The sequence below is a fragment of the Bacillus stercoris genome (assembly GCF_029772985.1).
Taxonomy (GTDB): Bacteria; Bacillota; Bacilli; order Bacillales; family Bacillaceae; genus Bacillus; species Bacillus stercoris.
Genome location: NZ_CP121861.1, coordinates 2,223,002 through 2,237,468, shown reverse-complemented (window position 1 = coordinate 2,237,468; position 14,467 = coordinate 2,223,002). Strand labels below are relative to the sequence as shown.

The following is a 14,467-nucleotide window of genomic DNA, read 5'->3' as shown; positions in this document are numbered from 1 at the left end:
TTGATTGTTCACAAAATAGTAAAAAACCTTTATAAAAAACAAAAAATTTAATCATTCGAAAAAAGAAACGCCAAAAAGCATAGGATTAAGGGCTATCCTATGCTTTTATGAAGCAGTTTTTTCAGCAGCGGATACAGAACATCCGGTAACTGATCAACATCCGGGACAAATATACTGAATTTTCCGTACATATCCTGAATTGTCTTCATTTGCGATTCTTCTATTTCTGAGTTGGAGAGAAAAACATTTATCACTTCTATTCCTCTTTTTCGAGCTTCGATAACCGCCTCACTTGTATCGACGATTCCGTTTTGTTCGTAGCCAAATGCAGCCGGCTCTCCATCTGAGAAAACAATTAAAAACTTTTGCGCCTCGCTGCGCTGCAGCATTTTTTTTGTCATCTGGCGGATCGCGTACCCGTCACGGTTATCTTCCTCTGGCTCAAGCTGCATAATTGCCGGCCCAGATTCTTGCCTTAATGATGATTGGAAGGGAATAACCGTATTGAAATAGTTTGGCTGGCTTGTTTCGGTCGCATCATTTGTGTCCTCCCAGAAGCCGACAATCTGATGCGGAACCGCTACCGATTTCAACGCTTCGTGAAAGAGCACGATTCCTCGTTTTGTTTCGTCCATTTTGTCGAACATGCTGGCTGAACAGTCCACCAGTAATGTAAAAACAGCGTCGATTTCTGAAGATGGTTCTTGCTTTTTATAAAACAGGCGCGGATTTCGCTCAGTGAAATACCGGAGAAGCTTATTGTTCAGTCTCCCGGCATGAAGGTCTGTTCTTGGCAATGTTTTTTTATGTTCCAGCGTTTTTTGAATCATTTGTTTCAAACGCTTTTGATACGACTCAATCGTTTTTGCCTGCTGTTTATAAGAAAGCTCTTCTTCGTTTGTTGCCGGCTGCGGTTCTTTATAAATTGGGAATGCGTATTTATTTTCTTTGCCGTCAGCCATACCCGCTCCATTCGGCTGGTCTTTTTGGGATTCCAGCGCTTCCAGCTTGGAATAGTCTTTCCGTTTCGTTTGTCTGGCTGATCCTTGAACAGAGCCAAGGGCCTGATCTCCATCGTCGCCTTCCCTTGCTGCATCTTTTCCTAAATCCGATTTTGCGCCGTGCTCAATATCAAATTGAAGAAAACTTTTAGACGGTGCTTCTGTTTCCCTGTGCCATGTCGGCATTTCTTCTTCATGAATATCCTCATCACCGTCTGATTGTTTTGGAAGCGTAATGTCATCACTCAGCTTCGGCGCTTTTTTCTCTTCTTCGAATAACGGCTGATCAGCAGCTTTTGCATAATCAAGCTCCGGCAAAAAAAAGTAAGTGTTGAGCATATCTTTATCGAGCACCTCTTCAAGCCCGTCCATGAGGTCCTCCACAATTTTCAGAACCTGCCGTGTCGAATCTGCTTCATACACAAGCAAGAGCTGCTGCTCAATAAATGGGCGCATCAGATCGATATCTTCACGCATGGACGGAAGGGTCTCAAGCGGTGATTCCGCAGTGAGCTTGACATAGATCGCGCAAAAGAGCGCATCCGTAAAAATGCTTCGTTCCAAATTTAAGGTGAGCTGGGTTGAGAAATGTTTTCTGTACATGTCTTTTCGTTTTGCAAATACATGTTTCGTACCCGGGCGCTCACGTTTGATGCATTCTTCGATCCTGATGTCTTCAAGCAGCATAAACAGCTGCTTGGCAAAACTTTTGAATGTAAGGCGGCGATGGATATCATTCAAAAAGTTCGCGAACTCATGCAGCGAGCTATATCTTGTTCCGACTGAACGCAGGTAGACGTCGCTTTTCAGCCCCGCTTCCATGTCCTCAGCTGCCCTGTCTTTCCAAAAGTGGCTCATATAGATTTTCTTTTCGAATGGATTGTAATAGGACTGTACGCCATACTCTACTTCTACCGCTTCACTCTTGGTGAGTGTTTTGGCCAAATCAGCCAGCGTCATAAATAAAAACGAATCAATCGTGCTGTCGTTAAATTTGATAAATTTCATCGCAGCACCCTCATTCAAACAGAGTTTCTGCAATATTTCGGACGGCGGCTTTTTCCCGGTCATCATCAAGCTTTTCGACAATTCCCCGCTCAATGGCACGACGCGGCGGTATATAAGCGGCTAAATCACATGTATCGATTAAAGCTCTGATGGATGCCGCTTCTTCAGACACCTGTCCGTTATTGGCCTGAACGATCAAATCAGAGGAAAGCGTGATAAATCTGTCAATCAATTTCTCGTCTTTCAGGGCTGACTGAGACATAAGCACTTGTTTCAGCAGCTCGCCTTTAATATAAGGCACATCAATGATGACAAAACGGTTTTTTAATGCTTCATTCAGAGGAACAGTTCCGACATAGCCTTCATTGATGGCTGCAATGACTCCGAAACCGCCTTTAGCCCGTATGACCTCGCCTGTAAACGGATTTGTCATCATTTTTCTGTAATCTAAAACACCGTTTAAAATAGGCAGTGTTTCCGGCTTCGCCATATTGATTTCATCTATATAAAGAAAATGTCCTTCCTTCATTGCCTTTGTAACAGGCCCTGAAACAAACTCGATTGTCGCCTGGCCAGATTGATTTTCAATCGTTTTATAGCCGACCAATGCCTCAGCGTCCAAGTCGACTGAACAGTTGACGCTGTGCATCGGTTTATGAAAATAGCTGGACAATGTTTCAGCCAGCTTTGTTTTCCCTGAGCCTGTAGGCCCTTTCAGCAGGACATTTTTTCCCATGGCTAATGCAATAATGGCGTCAAATAAAATGGCTTCATCCTCCGCCTCATAGCCTGATGTTCCGATAAGCGATTGAAACTCTGGGGAAATAGGCTGCTCTTTATATGATAAAAGCTTTTGTTGTATATCTTCCGGCAATGTTAAGTGCTGTAGTTGAGTTGTCATAGACAGATTCCCTTTCCTATTCATATTCCATTAACGAGTATACTAAAAAAGCCCCTGTATGCTCAATACAAAAGGGCTTGGATGAGATTACTGCTTCTCGTTATTTCCCAAAAGGGCTCCGCAGACAATACGCGCACCGGAATTGCCGCTTGGGTTTGTCAGATAATCGTCCGCTTGTTCATGAATAATAAATGCACTTCCGTCCTCGTCGAGAATATTTAGTTTACTTCCTTTTTTCAGTGAGGTGTCAGGCGCATTCATAATGACATCTACCTTTCCATCAGCACCGACTTCAAGGTTCGGCAGATCACCGGCATGATGCCCCATCGGATTGTTGAAGCCATGTTCTTTGTTCAGCGGATTAAAGGGACCGCCCGCTGATTCAAAATCCGGCCTGACACAAGAACCTTTCTCATAAATATGAAAACCGAGGGAAGCGCCTGGACGCAGGCTGTTTGCAGAAATGTGAATATCGAGGCCTTCATCATCTGATTCTTTGATCTCTATAAAACCGACTGCTTTCCCATCACGATTGACCAGCTGGACATGGTGACCAAACGCTGACGTTTCAACCACCTTTTTTTCCGGCACCCGATTAGGCGGGTCTGGAGGTTTTTTTTGTCCGCATCCCGCAACTCCCAGTGCCGTCAGCATTATCAACAGCAAGAGACGGTACATACTGTCTCCCCCTTGTTTTTTCTAACAGTGTGGTCAATCATTTTCTGATATAAACAAAAAAGCCTATAAAAGGCTTTTTGTCATGCTCATTTTTAAAAATAACTTCTTGCGCCCAAGTATCGTTGTTTCCAATACGAATTGCTGAGATTGGAAATGTCGACGCCAGATGAGCTTGCATGAATAAAATCACCGCCGCCTAGATAAATCCCCATGTGAGACGGGCCGGATTTATATGTGGTAAAGAAGACAAAGTCTCCTACTGACGGCTGGCTGACTTTCTGCATGACATTCCAATATCCTGCCGTACTCAATCTTGATATAGATGATACATTATTAATGAGGTAATAAATGAAGCCGCTGCAATCAAAACCGGCAGGCGTGTTTCCGCCCCATCGGTACGGCACTCCAACATATTTTTTCGCTTCCGTTATCATTCTGTCAATCTTCGAGCCTATTTGAATGTTTGACCCTGAGTTATCTTTTGGCTTTGTTGGCTTTGTCGGATTTGAAGGATTAGATTTTGATGTTCCCGAAATAGTCAGAACCTGCCCGATTTGCAGCACATCCGATGATAAATTGTTTTTATCACGGATGCTTTGGACAGTGACTCCAAGCTGATTTGCAATCTTCCACAGTGAATCGCCTGCTTTTACCTTGTACGTCGTTGTTTTTGGGGAATTGGCGTTTGGCGGCTTCTTGGAACCGCTGTTTCCGCTCTTAGGTGCGCTGCTTCCTTTTATTTTGAGCACCTGTTTAGGATAAAGCGTATCTGATGTTAAGCCATTTAATGTTTTCAATTCAGCTACAGTCATATTTAAGCTGTTTGCGATTTTCCACAGTGAGTCACCGAGCTTAACCGTATATGTACTTTTTGAAGAACCTGAAGAATTGGAACCGCTGTTTTTCTTTGATCCATTTGATCCGCTTGAACTGCTTGTCCCTTTGATCTTAAGCTTTTGCCCCGGACGAATCAGGTCACTGCTCAGGCCGTTTAAGCTTTTAAGCTCAGATACACTCATTTTATGATTTTTAGCAATCATCCATAGGGAATCACCATAGGCAACTGTGTATGTTGACGTTTTGCTTGAGTTAGACGAGGATGTCGTGCTTTTTTTGCTGCCGCTTTCAGGAACTTTAAGGCTTTGTCCGACGTAAAGCACCGTTGATTTCAATTTGTTTTCGGATTTGAGAGCTGATATTGTCGTATCATACTGGCGGGAAAGTTTCCAAAGAGAGTCACCGCTTTTTACTTTTATCGTTTTTGCTTCCGCGGGTGCTGCGGCCATCGACGACCCAACAACTGCAGAAACAGCCAAGCCGGCTACAATTTTCTTTTTCATTCATTCAACCTCCTAAACTGTTTTTTGGCAAAAACAGCTAGTATTTTGTTTCCAAAAATGGAATACAACTGTTTTATCGTCAATTTTTCAGCAAGTTAAACCCTTTTTCAAACATTTGGCAGCATTTTCAGCATCATTCGACCTTTAAACCTTCAAATAAACATCTAACATTTTACATAAACACGATATGTTTTTCGAAAGTCTAAGGAACTATTTAAGTGAGGGTAAAAATGATGGTTTTCTATTGATGAATGAAGCAGATTTTCCTCCTTTCTTGTCTGTTTTTCTTATCATTCTCTATCGATCTGCCAAATCCCTTCCTCTTCATTCTTATGAAAAGGCAAAAAGCCTGTTCTTTCGATAAGAACAGGCTTTTACACTATGCATTTGCTGATTGAGTTTTTTGTTTTACAGCTTCAAGAATGCTGTCGGCCGCTTTTTTAGAGCCGCCTGCTGCTTTCAGTGATTGTCCAATTTCTTTTGCTTTTTCAGCATACGTGCGATTGTTCATCACTTCTTGAATCGTCTCTTTCAGCAGACTTTCAGATAATTCTTCCTTTTTAATTACTTTTCCTGCGCCGACTTTTTCCACCTGATCTGCGACCACGAATTGGTCACCTCCCATCGGTATGACAACAAGTGGTGTTTCAAAATACAAACCTTCACTTGTGCTGTTCATCCCGCCGTGGGTCACAAATAAGCTGGCTCTTTTCAGGATCTCAAGCTGAGGAACATACGGGCGTACAATGAAATTTTCAGGAATTTCGTTTAACTCATTTGCTTTAATATGTTTGCCGATGGAAAGCACAACTTTACCATCAAAGTCTTTACACACTTTAAGGCATTGATTAAAAAACTGCTTTTGATTGTTAAAAATGGTTCCCATCGAAATAAACAGCACGTTTTCATTGTCAATTTGATCAAATGGGAAATCATTGTTTCCGGCTCTTTCAGTAATAGAAGGGCCGACAAAAACATACCGCTCACCGAACTGCTCAGCCATTGGCTGAAATCCCCTTGATGTAAAGACAATCGTCAAGTCACCATCAGCTAAAAAAACATCAAATGGCTTTTTGATCTCTGCTTGAAAATCAGCATTTAAAGCTTCTACAAGCTGCTGATATGATTCATAATGAGGCGAATCTTCAAGTGACCCTTTCATGTACGCTCCCATCATTTCTTTAGCAAATTCCTCATTCATCGCAAAGGTTGTACACAATGAAAATCTCGGCAGCTTCAGCAAGTTGGCAATGACTTTACCCGCAAGAAGATGGTGATCATAGATGACATAATCATACGATTCATGTTTGACTTCCTCATAAATATGAGTCGCAATATCTTTACAGCTTTTCAAAAAAGCGCAGATCATTTCAGTAAAGTCTCTTTCTTCATCACCGGTTGCATTTTTGCCGAAGTAATCCCCCCTGAAATCATGATACTCACGAAACTCAATATCAAGTGCTGTGATTTTATCTTTATATTCCTTCACTGCGTAGTACGTAATGTTTTCCCCCCGGGATTTCAGCTCCTTCATCACACCGATAGAGGGATTAATATGCCCTTCACCGGGAAAACCGATCATTAATACATTAGCCATGCGGCAGCACCCTTCCTTTGAAAATTTATGTAATATTTCATACGGTACTATAAATACATAAACAGGTAAAGTATTTCACTTAATTAATATTAACCACATGTAACTTTTCTACCACTTTATATTTTCTGTCTTCAAGACAAAAAGCATTCAGCTTGAAGCGAATGCTTTAATAAAGATGCGAATTCAGTCATTTTGTCTCATGGCAGGATTCTAAATCAGGCCCTTTTCATTATTTTTACGTTCTTGGTGAAATTAACGGATATAATACACCGTCTTTGGCAAACGACATCTTCCCTGTCTCCTCTGAAACCACAAGCACAAGCGCATCCGTATAGCCCGACATACCGAGAGCCGCCCGGTGCCGGGTTCCCAAATGGATATCCACTTCCTTCGTCGTCAGCGGGAGCACATTGGCTGCTGACACAAGCTTGTTTTCTCTCACCAATAAAGCACCGTCATGAAGAGGGTTTCCGGGGAAAAAGATGCTTTCAATTAATGATGAGCTGATCTCGGCATGAAGAGCGGTGCCTTTTTGAATATAATGTTCAACTGGATCCGCTCTTTCAATCACAATTAAGGCGCCGTGCTTATGCTCCGATAAGGCTTTAATCGCCTTGGCCAGTTCTATGAATGCCGGCGTAAACTCCTCAATGTATGATTGCAAATAAAAAGATGATGCAATCCCCTGCATATCCTGAAAAATGCGCCCTAATTCATCTAATTCACAAAGAAGGCACTGGTCTTTTTCGTGAAGCGTTTTCAAAATTAAAGATGCATCCCCTAATATTTGCTCTAAGTACACCTGTATTTTCCCTTTGAATGCATTTTCTGATATCTGTTCATAACGCATAGCCTTCATCTCCTGTTCAAATTTCCAACTTTTCACGAATGCTTATCTTATTGATGCACATTCTATAGGGAAAGGAGGGATGTAAAGAATGGAAATCGAAAGAATCATTCAGTATATTTGCACCTTTTTAGGCGTGATTTCACTTTCTTTTATTTATGCCCAAATGTTTAGAAAAACGAAACCGACAAAAAAAGAATAGGCCCGGCGTTCATTGCTTTTTATACATAAAATGTTATAATTTCTCTCGTTATGAAAAAGAAACGGAGATCAATGTATGAAAGAAACTCAAAACGCCCGGGAAAAAATCAAACAGCTCTTGCACATTTTAATCCCGATATTCATTACCCAGGCGGGGCTTTCTCTAATGACTTTTCTAGATACGGTGATGTCAGGGAAAGTCAGCCCCGCTGATTTAGCGGGTGTCGCGATTGGCTCAAGCCTTTGGACCCCTGTTTACACAGGACTGGCAGGTATATTAATGGCGGTCACCCCGATTGTCGCTCAGTTATTAGGCGCCGAGAAAAAACAGAAGATTCCCTTTACTGTTTTACAAGCTGTATACGTGGCCGCGCTTCTTAGCATCGCCGTTTTAGTGATTGGATATGCTGCAGTTGACCTTATTCTTGGCCGTTTGAACCTTGATATTCACGTGCATCAGATTGCTAAACAATTTTTAGGCTTTTTATCACTGGGAATTTTCCCTTTATTTGTTTACACCGTGTTGAGATCATTCATCGACTCATTAGGAAAAACGAGAGTCACAATGATGATTACACTCAGTTCACTTCCAATCAATTTTGTATTGAATTATGTATTTATCTTCGGGAAATTCGGCATGCCGGCACTTGGCGGCGTCGGCGCAGGGCTGGCATCCGCGCTTACTTATTGGTGTATCTGCGTTTTCAGTTTTTTCATTATTCATAAAAACGCACCGTTTTCTAAATACGGGATTTTCCTTACGATGTATAAGTTCTCTTGGGAAGCATGCAAAAATCTACTCAAAATCGGCTTGCCTATTGGATTCGCTGTATTTTTTGAAACGAGCATTTTCGCAGCTGTTACGCTTCTGATGAGCCATTTTCATACAGTGACCATCGCGTCCCACCAGGCAGCCATGAATTTTGCGTCTCTTCTATATATGCTGCCGCTCAGCGTGTCCATGGCTTTAACAATTGTAGTCGGGTTTGAAGCGGGTGCAGCCCGTTTTAGAGATGCACGCTCATATAGCTTAATCGGCATCATGATGGCGATCGGCTTTTCTTTGTTCACAGCCGCCTGTATCCTGTTATTCAGAGAACAAATTGCGGGCATGTACACTTCTGACCCCGATGTGCTCAGGCTGACACAGCACTTTTTAATTTATGCGCTGTTTTTTCAGCTTTCCGATGCTGTGGCCGCACCGATCCAAGGAGCGCTCAGGGGGTACAAAGATGTGAACTATACGCTTGCGGCTGCTTTTGTCTCTTACTGGATCATTGGCCTTCCGGTCGGTTATATGGTCGGTACGTTTACAAGCCTGGGTGCATTCGGCTATTGGATTGGATTAATCGCAGGACTCGCCGCCGGAGCAGTTGGGCTGTTTTTCAGGCTGGCAAAACTGCAAAAACGTTATTCGCAAAAACAATACATGTAAAAGAGGTGTCAATCATGGCAAAAAACAACAAATTATACGAGTATCTTTCTCAGCATGCGGAGACCATCAGTTCAACATGGTATGAAACAATTGAGGAGACTGATCCAAATTCCATTTATGCATCAACAGACCCTGCTGTCGTTCACAATTTAAAAAGCCAGAACCTCGCCTTCAATTATAAGATCAATCGTATTTTCATAGATGATGAGGAAGTATACCTGCCTATCCTGAAAGAATGGGCCTTTGAAGTGACACAGGATCCTGAGCATTTAAAGACTCCTATCCACTATATTATTCGTGAGTTTGTCAGAGTGAGAGATTTATATGTTTCCTATGTGAAAGAATTTGTCCATCTCAATCAGGATACTGTGAAAGGCGAAGAAGCTGAAGACCTGTATCATTCCCTTATCAAAGCGTTTGATCTTGTGATCCATATTTTTATAGAAGAAATGTACAAAAACACAAGCCTTCAGCTGCAGGCCCAAAAAGATATGATTACTGAATTGAGCGCGCCGGTCATTGTGCTGTTTCACAGCGTCGGGCTGCTGCCTTTAATCGGAGATATTGATACGGTTCGCGCCAAACTGATTATGGAAAACACTCTGCATCAATGTGCGGAGAAAAAGGTGACACAGCTGTATATTGATTTGTCAGGGGTAGCAATTATTGATACGATGGTTGCCCACCAGCTGTTCAGTTTAATTGAGGCGCTGCGTTTAATCGGTGTTTCTTCAACTTTGTCGGGAATCCGTCCGGAAATCGCGCAAACAGCGGTTCAGCTAGGTTTGTCTTTCGATGACATTTCCTTAAGATCCACCCTCGCTTCAGCAATTGCATCAGACTTAAAATTAAAAAAGGTATAAGGCTTAAGGCCTTATACCTTTTTGATTAATCATTCCATTGATACGTCCAATATATTTCTTCTTCAAACCATGTTGCCATAACAGGTTCATTATTTTTTAATTTCTCTTCAAGCTCTCTGAGCATACCTTCTGTTTGTGTGCGGTGAGCTCTTAACGCATTCATTTTAATATCAGCTACTTCTTTGATATCAAGTACCACATCAGCTTCGCCGAGAATCTCTTCTCTGTTGCGGGTAATAGCCATGCAGATTGTACGCGGACGGTCTTCTTTCTTTTTGCGGTACAATGCACGGATAACCGCTTCCCCGCATGCATCATGGTCAGGGTGCACACCGTGTCCGGGATAAAATGTGACAATTAAACTTGGTTTTACATCATCTATGATCTCTTCCATAATATCAGCTAAATACTCATCATCTTCAAATTCGAGCGTTTTGTCACGGAGTCCAAGCATACGAAGGTCATTGATATCCATTTCTTTGCAAGCGTTGATGAGCTCTTGTTTTCTTAGCAGCGGCAACGTTTCCCGATTCGCGAAAAATGGATCGCCCATATTTCTGCCCATTTCACCTAAAGTGGCACAAGCATACGTAACGGGAATGTCTTTTTTTCTGTTTAAGGCAATGAGGCCTGCCACTCCATATGATTCATCATCAGGGTGAGGCAGGATTACTAGTACATGTTCTTTCATTATTATTCACCCTTTTCTTTAAACTGTGAACGGTTTTTCACTGATTTGCAGAGAAATAGCCAGTTTACCGCCCGGCAGGTGTCCCGCCATTAATAAACGGTTTTCTTCATCTACCGTGTATTCAGTCAAGCCTTCAGCATAAATCCAGCCTTCTTCTGTTTTCAAGCCAACGCGGTAAGGTCCATTGCCTTTGATTTTTGCCTGATGATAAGTGACTTTTGCATTGCGGATATATGCAACAACCGTCATGTTCTTTTCATTTAAATGCGCTGAATAAGAACCTGTGGTGGTTTCTAAATGGATATATACAGGGCGGTCCGCATATCGTTCTAAAGATGCTTGCACATCTTCTTTTATGATTGCTTTCATGATTGCTCCCCTCTTTCTTCTTTTAAATACTCTGCACGTTTTGTATGTAATTTGACCAGCTGATATTTCACAGCCGGTTCGAGCTGTGAATTCACGATGCGCTGAATCGCGGCAAAATATTTTTCCAGCATCGGTTTTCGGAGTCTTGGATGTGTTCGTTTATCCAAAAGCTCAAGATCAATCGCCTCTGCTACCGTTTCTTCGTCATCATGTGCGAGAGATCGGTTATTCCAAAGTGAAGCGTAGGCTTTCACTATCTCTTTATCATTGTCCATCGTCTTGCTCCTTTATGTCTTACATACATGAAATGATTATACATAATATATGCATCAGCTGAAAAGCCAAAGGCCTCAATGGCTTTTTGACGCCCGTTTCCACTTCACTTGTGAAAACGTAAACAAGAGCAGCGCAGCCCATATACAGCTGAATGTAAAAGCCTTCGAGCTTGAAAATGGCTCATGGTAAACAAACAGCCCGATCAGCAGAGTAATGGTTGGCGCAATATATTGTAAGATACCGACTTGGTACAGCGGCAGCCGTTTCGCTCCTTCCGCAAACAATAAAAGCGGCAATGCCGTAAACACACCGGCCAAAAAGAGAAGCAGCCATGTCCCTCCGCTTTCTGCACCCGCTGGCTGAGCATGTCCGCTGAACAGTAAATATCCCAATGCAATCGGCATAATCATGAACGTTTCCAGCGTTAAACCGATGGCGCTCGGCAGACTTGTTCTTTTTTTGCTTAACCCATACAGTCCAAAGCTGAATGCGAGCAGAAGCGCGACATAAGGAATGGAGCCGTATTGGAACGCCGAGATGATGACGCCGGCCGCCGCAATCGAAACGGCAACTAATTGCAGGCGATTCAGTTTTTCCTTTAAAAATAAAATCCCAAGGAGTACTGATACAAGCGGATTAATGTAATAACCAAGACTAGCCTCAAGCAAAAAGCCATGATTGACAGCCCATATGTAAACAAACCAGTTAATCGAAATCAGGATAGAAGCGAGAAATAAAGAAAGAATTCCTCCGTTCTTTTTCAAAGAGCGCAGCTCCTGCCATCCTATTTTCCATTGGCGCAAGAAAAAAAGTACGATACACATAAAAACAAAAGACCATATAATACGATGAGCCAAAATATCAAGAGCCGGCAGCTGTTCGAGAAGCTTCCAATAGAGCGGAAACAGCCCCCACATGATAAAGGATACGGCTGTGTAAAGAACGCCTTTTTTTGTTTCTGCATGTTGCATTGATATCCCTGCCTTTCTTTAGAGCATCTTATATTATATCACGTGAAAGATCTGGCGGGCATATACTATTTTGTCCGTGAAGAAAGGATGTGAAGACAATGTTTGAGTGGAACAAGTACTTTCCTTTCCACAATCAATTTTCTAAAGAAGCATTAAAAAAAGCTGATCCGAAAGAAGTTGAAACGTATGTCAATCGTGTGATGGAAAGTGTGTTCGGCAGTGATTATGCGGCTCAATTTCCTTTCCGCGATCCTCTCCCCCAAAAAGAACAGCCCGCAAAACCTGATGCAAAACCTGATGTCAAACCTGATATTGATATATTCGAAACAGCAGACCATGTGTTTGTAAAGGTTCCAATCGGCGAAGAACAGCTGGAACAAGTGAGAATTAAACACACATCTCACGAATTATGGTTGGAAAACTTCCCAAGGTCAGATCATCCGAAAAAAGTAAACCTTCCTTGTTTAGTCAAACGCAAAGGAACAAAAGCCGTCTATAAGGATGGCCTTCTGGAAGTCATGTTTCAGAAGCAGCAAGACTACAATATGTCTGAGGTAGAAATCATCCGATAAAAAACGGCCTGCAAAATGCAGGCCGTTTTTATTAATAGAAGCCGGGATATCCCCCATATGGCACGCCGGCACCAAAACCGTACGGTCCGCCTCCGTATCCATAAGGGCCAGGCGGATAAGCATAGGGACGTGAATAGTTAAACAGGGCACTCCCAAGAAAACCGCCTAATAAACCGCCGACTAAAGGAGCGCCAAACAAAAAAGGACTACGCGCCGGGTATCCGGCTGGACCGAGATTCCCGCGATAATACGAATGATGAGGGTACAAGATTTTTCCTCCTTTATGTCTGCCTATACGTAAGGTATTCAATAAAGAAGAAAAACGATTGGGCTATAGACTGAATCTATAGATTGTTACACAACAAGCCCTGCCAATAACACACAGCCGAGCCCTGTAACGGAAAGAACTGTTGTAAGCAGCGTCCAGGTTTGAAATGTTTCTTTCAGGCTCAAACCGAAAAATTCCTTTACCATCCAAAATCCTGCATCATTTACATGACACGCAATGACACTGCCCGCTCCGGTTGCCAGCACCATTAACGCGGGGTTTACACTGCCTGTCTCCATAAGCGGGGCTGCCATTCCCGCGGTGGTAAGCGCAGCCACCGTAGCAGAGCCCAGACACAGGCGCAGAATCGCGGCGATGGCCCATGCAACGAAAAGCGGCGACATGTTTGTTTGACGGAAAAACTACCGACATAATCGCCGACTCCGCCGTCAATCAGCACCTGTTTAAAGGCTCCTCCCCCTCCTATGATGAGAAGCATCATCGCAATTTGCAAATTGATTCCGACATAGATCTGCTGATTTCCTGGATAGATATTTTACGGGCATACCCATAGAGTGGAAGCAATAGCGAAATGAGCATTGCCGTTCCCGGAGTGCCGATAAATTCTATAATGTCTTTTCCTTTTGAATGTTCTTTCAATAATAAAGAAACAACAGTTGCCAAGGCCATAAAAAATAACCGGAAATAAAGATGTGACAGCACTGATTGCAAAGCCCGGTGTTTCATCTAGCTGAAATTCTTTCCTCGGTCCTACCCCTGATAAATTCCCTTGCTTTTGATAAGCTCCAGGAAACCGTTTCACCGCAAATTTATTAAATAATGGCCCGGCAATCACGGTTGTCGGAACAGCGATGAGGATTCCCAAAAGCAGCACCTGGCCAATATGGGCGCCATATGCAACTGAGATGGCGGTTGGCGCAGGATGAGGTGGCAAAAAGCCGTGAGTGACATTTAAGGCGGCTGCCATCGGAATTCCCAGATACAGAAAAGGCATTTTTAATTCTTTAGCAATCGCGTATACAATCGGTATTAACAGAACAAGACCCACTTCAAAAAACAGGGCAATGCCAATGATAAAAGAGGCAATCACAACCGCCGCCTGTATTCGTTTCTTCCCGAACTTGTCAATCAGCGTAACGGCAATCCGGTAGCCGCCCCCCGCATCTGAGACAAGCCTCCCGAGCATCGCGCCAAGTCCAAACACTAAAGCTAAATGCCCCAGCTGCCCGCCAATTCCCGTTTCAATCGAAAGAACAATTTTATTGATATCCATCCCAAGTCCGATGGCTACTAAAAATGAAACGACAAGCAGTGAGACAAAGGTATTTAATTTACCTTTTATAATGAGAAATAACAGAATCAGCACTCCGGCAGCTACAATTAAAATCGGCATGGTGTCCCCCTCCAAAAGTGTTTGATATGAATCTC

Annotated in this window: 15 protein-coding genes and 2 pseudogenes; 3 read left to right on the top strand and 14 right to left on the bottom strand. The window is 42.8% G+C overall.

Translation table 11 applies throughout. From position 1 onward, the window contains the following. Window positions 1-92 precede the first annotated feature (92 nt). From QA442_RS12095 to cdaS, 6 genes are all read right to left on the bottom strand, one after another. On the bottom strand, window positions 93-2,009 hold the full coding sequence (locus QA442_RS12095; protein WP_095431578.1) for a vWA domain-containing protein: 1,917 nt from the start codon (window positions 2,007-2,009) through the stop codon (window positions 93-95). Between the two features lie 10 nt (window positions 2,010-2,019). Then, window positions 2,020-2,934, bottom strand: a complete 915-nt coding sequence (locus QA442_RS12090) for an AAA family ATPase (protein ID WP_076458024.1) — start codon at window positions 2,932-2,934, stop codon at window positions 2,020-2,022. Between the two features lie 63 nt (window positions 2,935-2,997). After that, the gene (locus tag QA442_RS12085; protein WP_095431577.1) at window positions 2,998-3,588 is read right to left on the bottom strand and encodes a superoxide dismutase family protein; all 591 of its coding nucleotides are present in this window, start codon (window positions 3,586-3,588) and stop codon (window positions 2,998-3,000) included. Between the two features lie 92 nt (window positions 3,589-3,680). Beyond that, window positions 3,681-4,928 carry a D-gamma-glutamyl-meso-diaminopimelic acid endopeptidase CwlS gene (cwlS, locus tag QA442_RS12080; RefSeq protein WP_095431576.1) on the bottom strand — a complete coding sequence of 416 codons (1,248 nt, stop codon included), beginning with the start codon at window positions 4,926-4,928 and terminating at the stop codon, window positions 3,681-3,683. Window positions 4,929-5,307: 379 nt separating this feature from the next. After that, complete coding sequence (locus QA442_RS12075) at window positions 5,308-6,525, bottom strand: macrolide family glycosyltransferase (RefSeq protein WP_095431575.1); 1,218 nt, start codon at window positions 6,523-6,525, stop codon at window positions 5,308-5,310. A 235-nt stretch (window positions 6,526-6,760) separates the two neighbouring features. Beyond that, window positions 6,761-7,384, bottom strand: a complete 624-nt coding sequence (cdaS, locus tag QA442_RS12070) for a cyclic di-AMP synthase CdaS (RefSeq protein WP_095431648.1) — start codon at window positions 7,382-7,384, stop codon at window positions 6,761-6,763. A 265-nt stretch (window positions 7,385-7,649) separates the two neighbouring features. On the opposite strand from cdaS, the gene QA442_RS12065 reads away from it, so the two are divergent. Together QA442_RS12065 and rsbRC are read left to right on the top strand one after the other, a co-directional pair. Further along, window positions 7,650-9,008, top strand: coding sequence for an MATE family efflux transporter (locus QA442_RS12065; RefSeq protein WP_251199348.1), 1,359 nt, complete (start codon window positions 7,650-7,652; stop codon window positions 9,006-9,008). A gap of 14 nt (window positions 9,009-9,022) precedes the next feature. Continuing rightward, a complete protein-coding gene (gene rsbRC, locus QA442_RS12060; RefSeq protein ID WP_014664282.1) occupies window positions 9,023-9,871 on the top strand; it encodes an RsbT co-antagonist RsbRC in 849 nt (282 codons plus the stop codon). A gap of 25 nt (window positions 9,872-9,896) precedes the next feature. On the opposite strand, the gene bshB2 is transcribed toward rsbRC, so the two are convergent. From bshB2 to rarD, 4 genes are all read right to left on the bottom strand, one after another. After that, complete coding sequence (gene bshB2 / locus QA442_RS12055; RefSeq protein WP_040082883.1) at window positions 9,897-10,562, bottom strand: bacillithiol biosynthesis deacetylase BshB2; 666 nt, start codon at window positions 10,560-10,562, stop codon at window positions 9,897-9,899. Between the two features lie 18 nt (window positions 10,563-10,580). Beyond that, window positions 10,581-10,931, bottom strand: a complete 351-nt coding sequence (locus QA442_RS12050) for a YojF family protein (RefSeq protein WP_003231213.1) — start codon at window positions 10,929-10,931, stop codon at window positions 10,581-10,583. Continuing rightward, a complete protein-coding gene (locus QA442_RS12045; RefSeq protein ID WP_095431573.1) occupies window positions 10,928-11,206 on the bottom strand; it encodes a hypothetical protein in 279 nt (92 codons plus the stop codon). The genes QA442_RS12050 and QA442_RS12045 overlap by 4 nt, the downstream gene beginning before the upstream one ends. Before the next feature lie 75 nt (window positions 11,207-11,281). After that, the gene (gene rarD / locus QA442_RS12040; protein WP_095431572.1) at window positions 11,282-12,178 is read right to left on the bottom strand and encodes an EamA family transporter RarD; all 897 of its coding nucleotides are present in this window, start codon (window positions 12,176-12,178) and stop codon (window positions 11,282-11,284) included. 98 nt (window positions 12,179-12,276) lie between these two features. On the opposite strand from rarD, the gene QA442_RS12035 reads away from it, so the two are divergent. Then, window positions 12,277-12,750, top strand: coding sequence for a spore germination protein GerT (locus QA442_RS12035; RefSeq protein WP_071577937.1), 474 nt, complete (start codon window positions 12,277-12,279; stop codon window positions 12,748-12,750). A gap of 31 nt (window positions 12,751-12,781) precedes the next feature. On the opposite strand, the gene QA442_RS12030 is transcribed toward QA442_RS12035, so the two are convergent. From QA442_RS12030 to QA442_RS12015, 4 genes and pseudogenes are all read right to left on the bottom strand, one after another. Then, entirely contained in the window at window positions 12,782-13,018 is a 237-nt protein-coding gene (locus QA442_RS12030) for a hypothetical protein (protein ID WP_069149732.1), read from the bottom strand. 86 nt (window positions 13,019-13,104) lie between these two features. Further along, window positions 13,105-13,517 (bottom strand): annotated as a pseudogene (locus QA442_RS12025) (GntT/GntP/DsdX family permease). Next, window positions 13,517-13,708, bottom strand: coding sequence for a GntT/GntP/DsdX family permease (locus QA442_RS12020; protein ID WP_255220404.1), 192 nt, complete (start codon window positions 13,706-13,708; stop codon window positions 13,517-13,519). Before QA442_RS12020 ends, QA442_RS12025 begins: the two are co-directional and overlap by 1 nt. Beyond that, window positions 13,680-14,432 (bottom strand): annotated as a pseudogene (locus QA442_RS12015) (gluconate:H+ symporter); the annotation flags it as partial. The pseudogene QA442_RS12015 and the gene QA442_RS12020, both read right to left, overlap by 29 nt. Window positions 14,433-14,467: the final 35 nt, after the last annotated feature.

Bases quoted from the DNA above. Each gene is read 5' to 3' on its own strand.
- QA442_RS12095 (WP_095431578.1), bottom strand. From the start codon at position 2,009: ATGAAATTTATCAAATTTAACGACAGCACGATTGATTCGTTTTTATTT.
- QA442_RS12090 (WP_076458024.1), bottom strand. From the start codon at position 2,934: ATGAATAGGAAAGGGAATCTGTCTATGACAACTCAACTACAGCACTTA.
- QA442_RS12085 (WP_095431577.1), bottom strand. From the start codon at position 3,588: ATGTACCGTCTCTTGCTGTTGATAATGCTGACGGCACTGGGAGTTGCG.
- cwlS (WP_095431576.1), bottom strand. From the start codon at position 4,928: ATGAAAAAGAAAATTGTAGCCGGCTTGGCTGTTTCTGCAGTTGTTGGG.
- QA442_RS12075 (WP_095431575.1), bottom strand. From the start codon at position 6,525: ATGGCTAATGTATTAATGATCGGTTTTCCCGGTGAAGGGCATATTAAT.
- cdaS (WP_095431648.1), bottom strand. From the start codon at position 7,384: ATGAAGGCTATGCGTTATGAACAGATATCAGAAAATGCATTCAAAGGG.
- QA442_RS12065 (WP_251199348.1), top strand. From the start codon at position 7,650: ATGAAAGAAACTCAAAACGCCCGGGAAAAAATCAAACAGCTCTTGCAC.
- rsbRC (WP_014664282.1), top strand. From the start codon at position 9,023: ATGGCAAAAAACAACAAATTATACGAGTATCTTTCTCAGCATGCGGAG.
- bshB2 (WP_040082883.1), bottom strand. From the start codon at position 10,562: ATGAAAGAACATGTACTAGTAATCCTGCCTCACCCTGATGATGAATCA.
- QA442_RS12050 (WP_003231213.1), bottom strand. From the start codon at position 10,931: ATGAAAGCAATCATAAAAGAAGATGTGCAAGCATCTTTAGAACGATAT.
- QA442_RS12045 (WP_095431573.1), bottom strand. From the start codon at position 11,206: ATGGACAATGATAAAGAGATAGTGAAAGCCTACGCTTCACTTTGGAAT.
- rarD (WP_095431572.1), bottom strand. From the start codon at position 12,178: ATGCAACATGCAGAAACAAAAAAAGGCGTTCTTTACACAGCCGTATCC.
- QA442_RS12035 (WP_071577937.1), top strand. From the start codon at position 12,277: ATGTTTGAGTGGAACAAGTACTTTCCTTTCCACAATCAATTTTCTAAA.
- QA442_RS12020 (WP_255220404.1), bottom strand. From the start codon at position 13,708: ATGGCCTTGGCAACTGTTGTTTCTTTATTATTGAAAGAACATTCAAAA.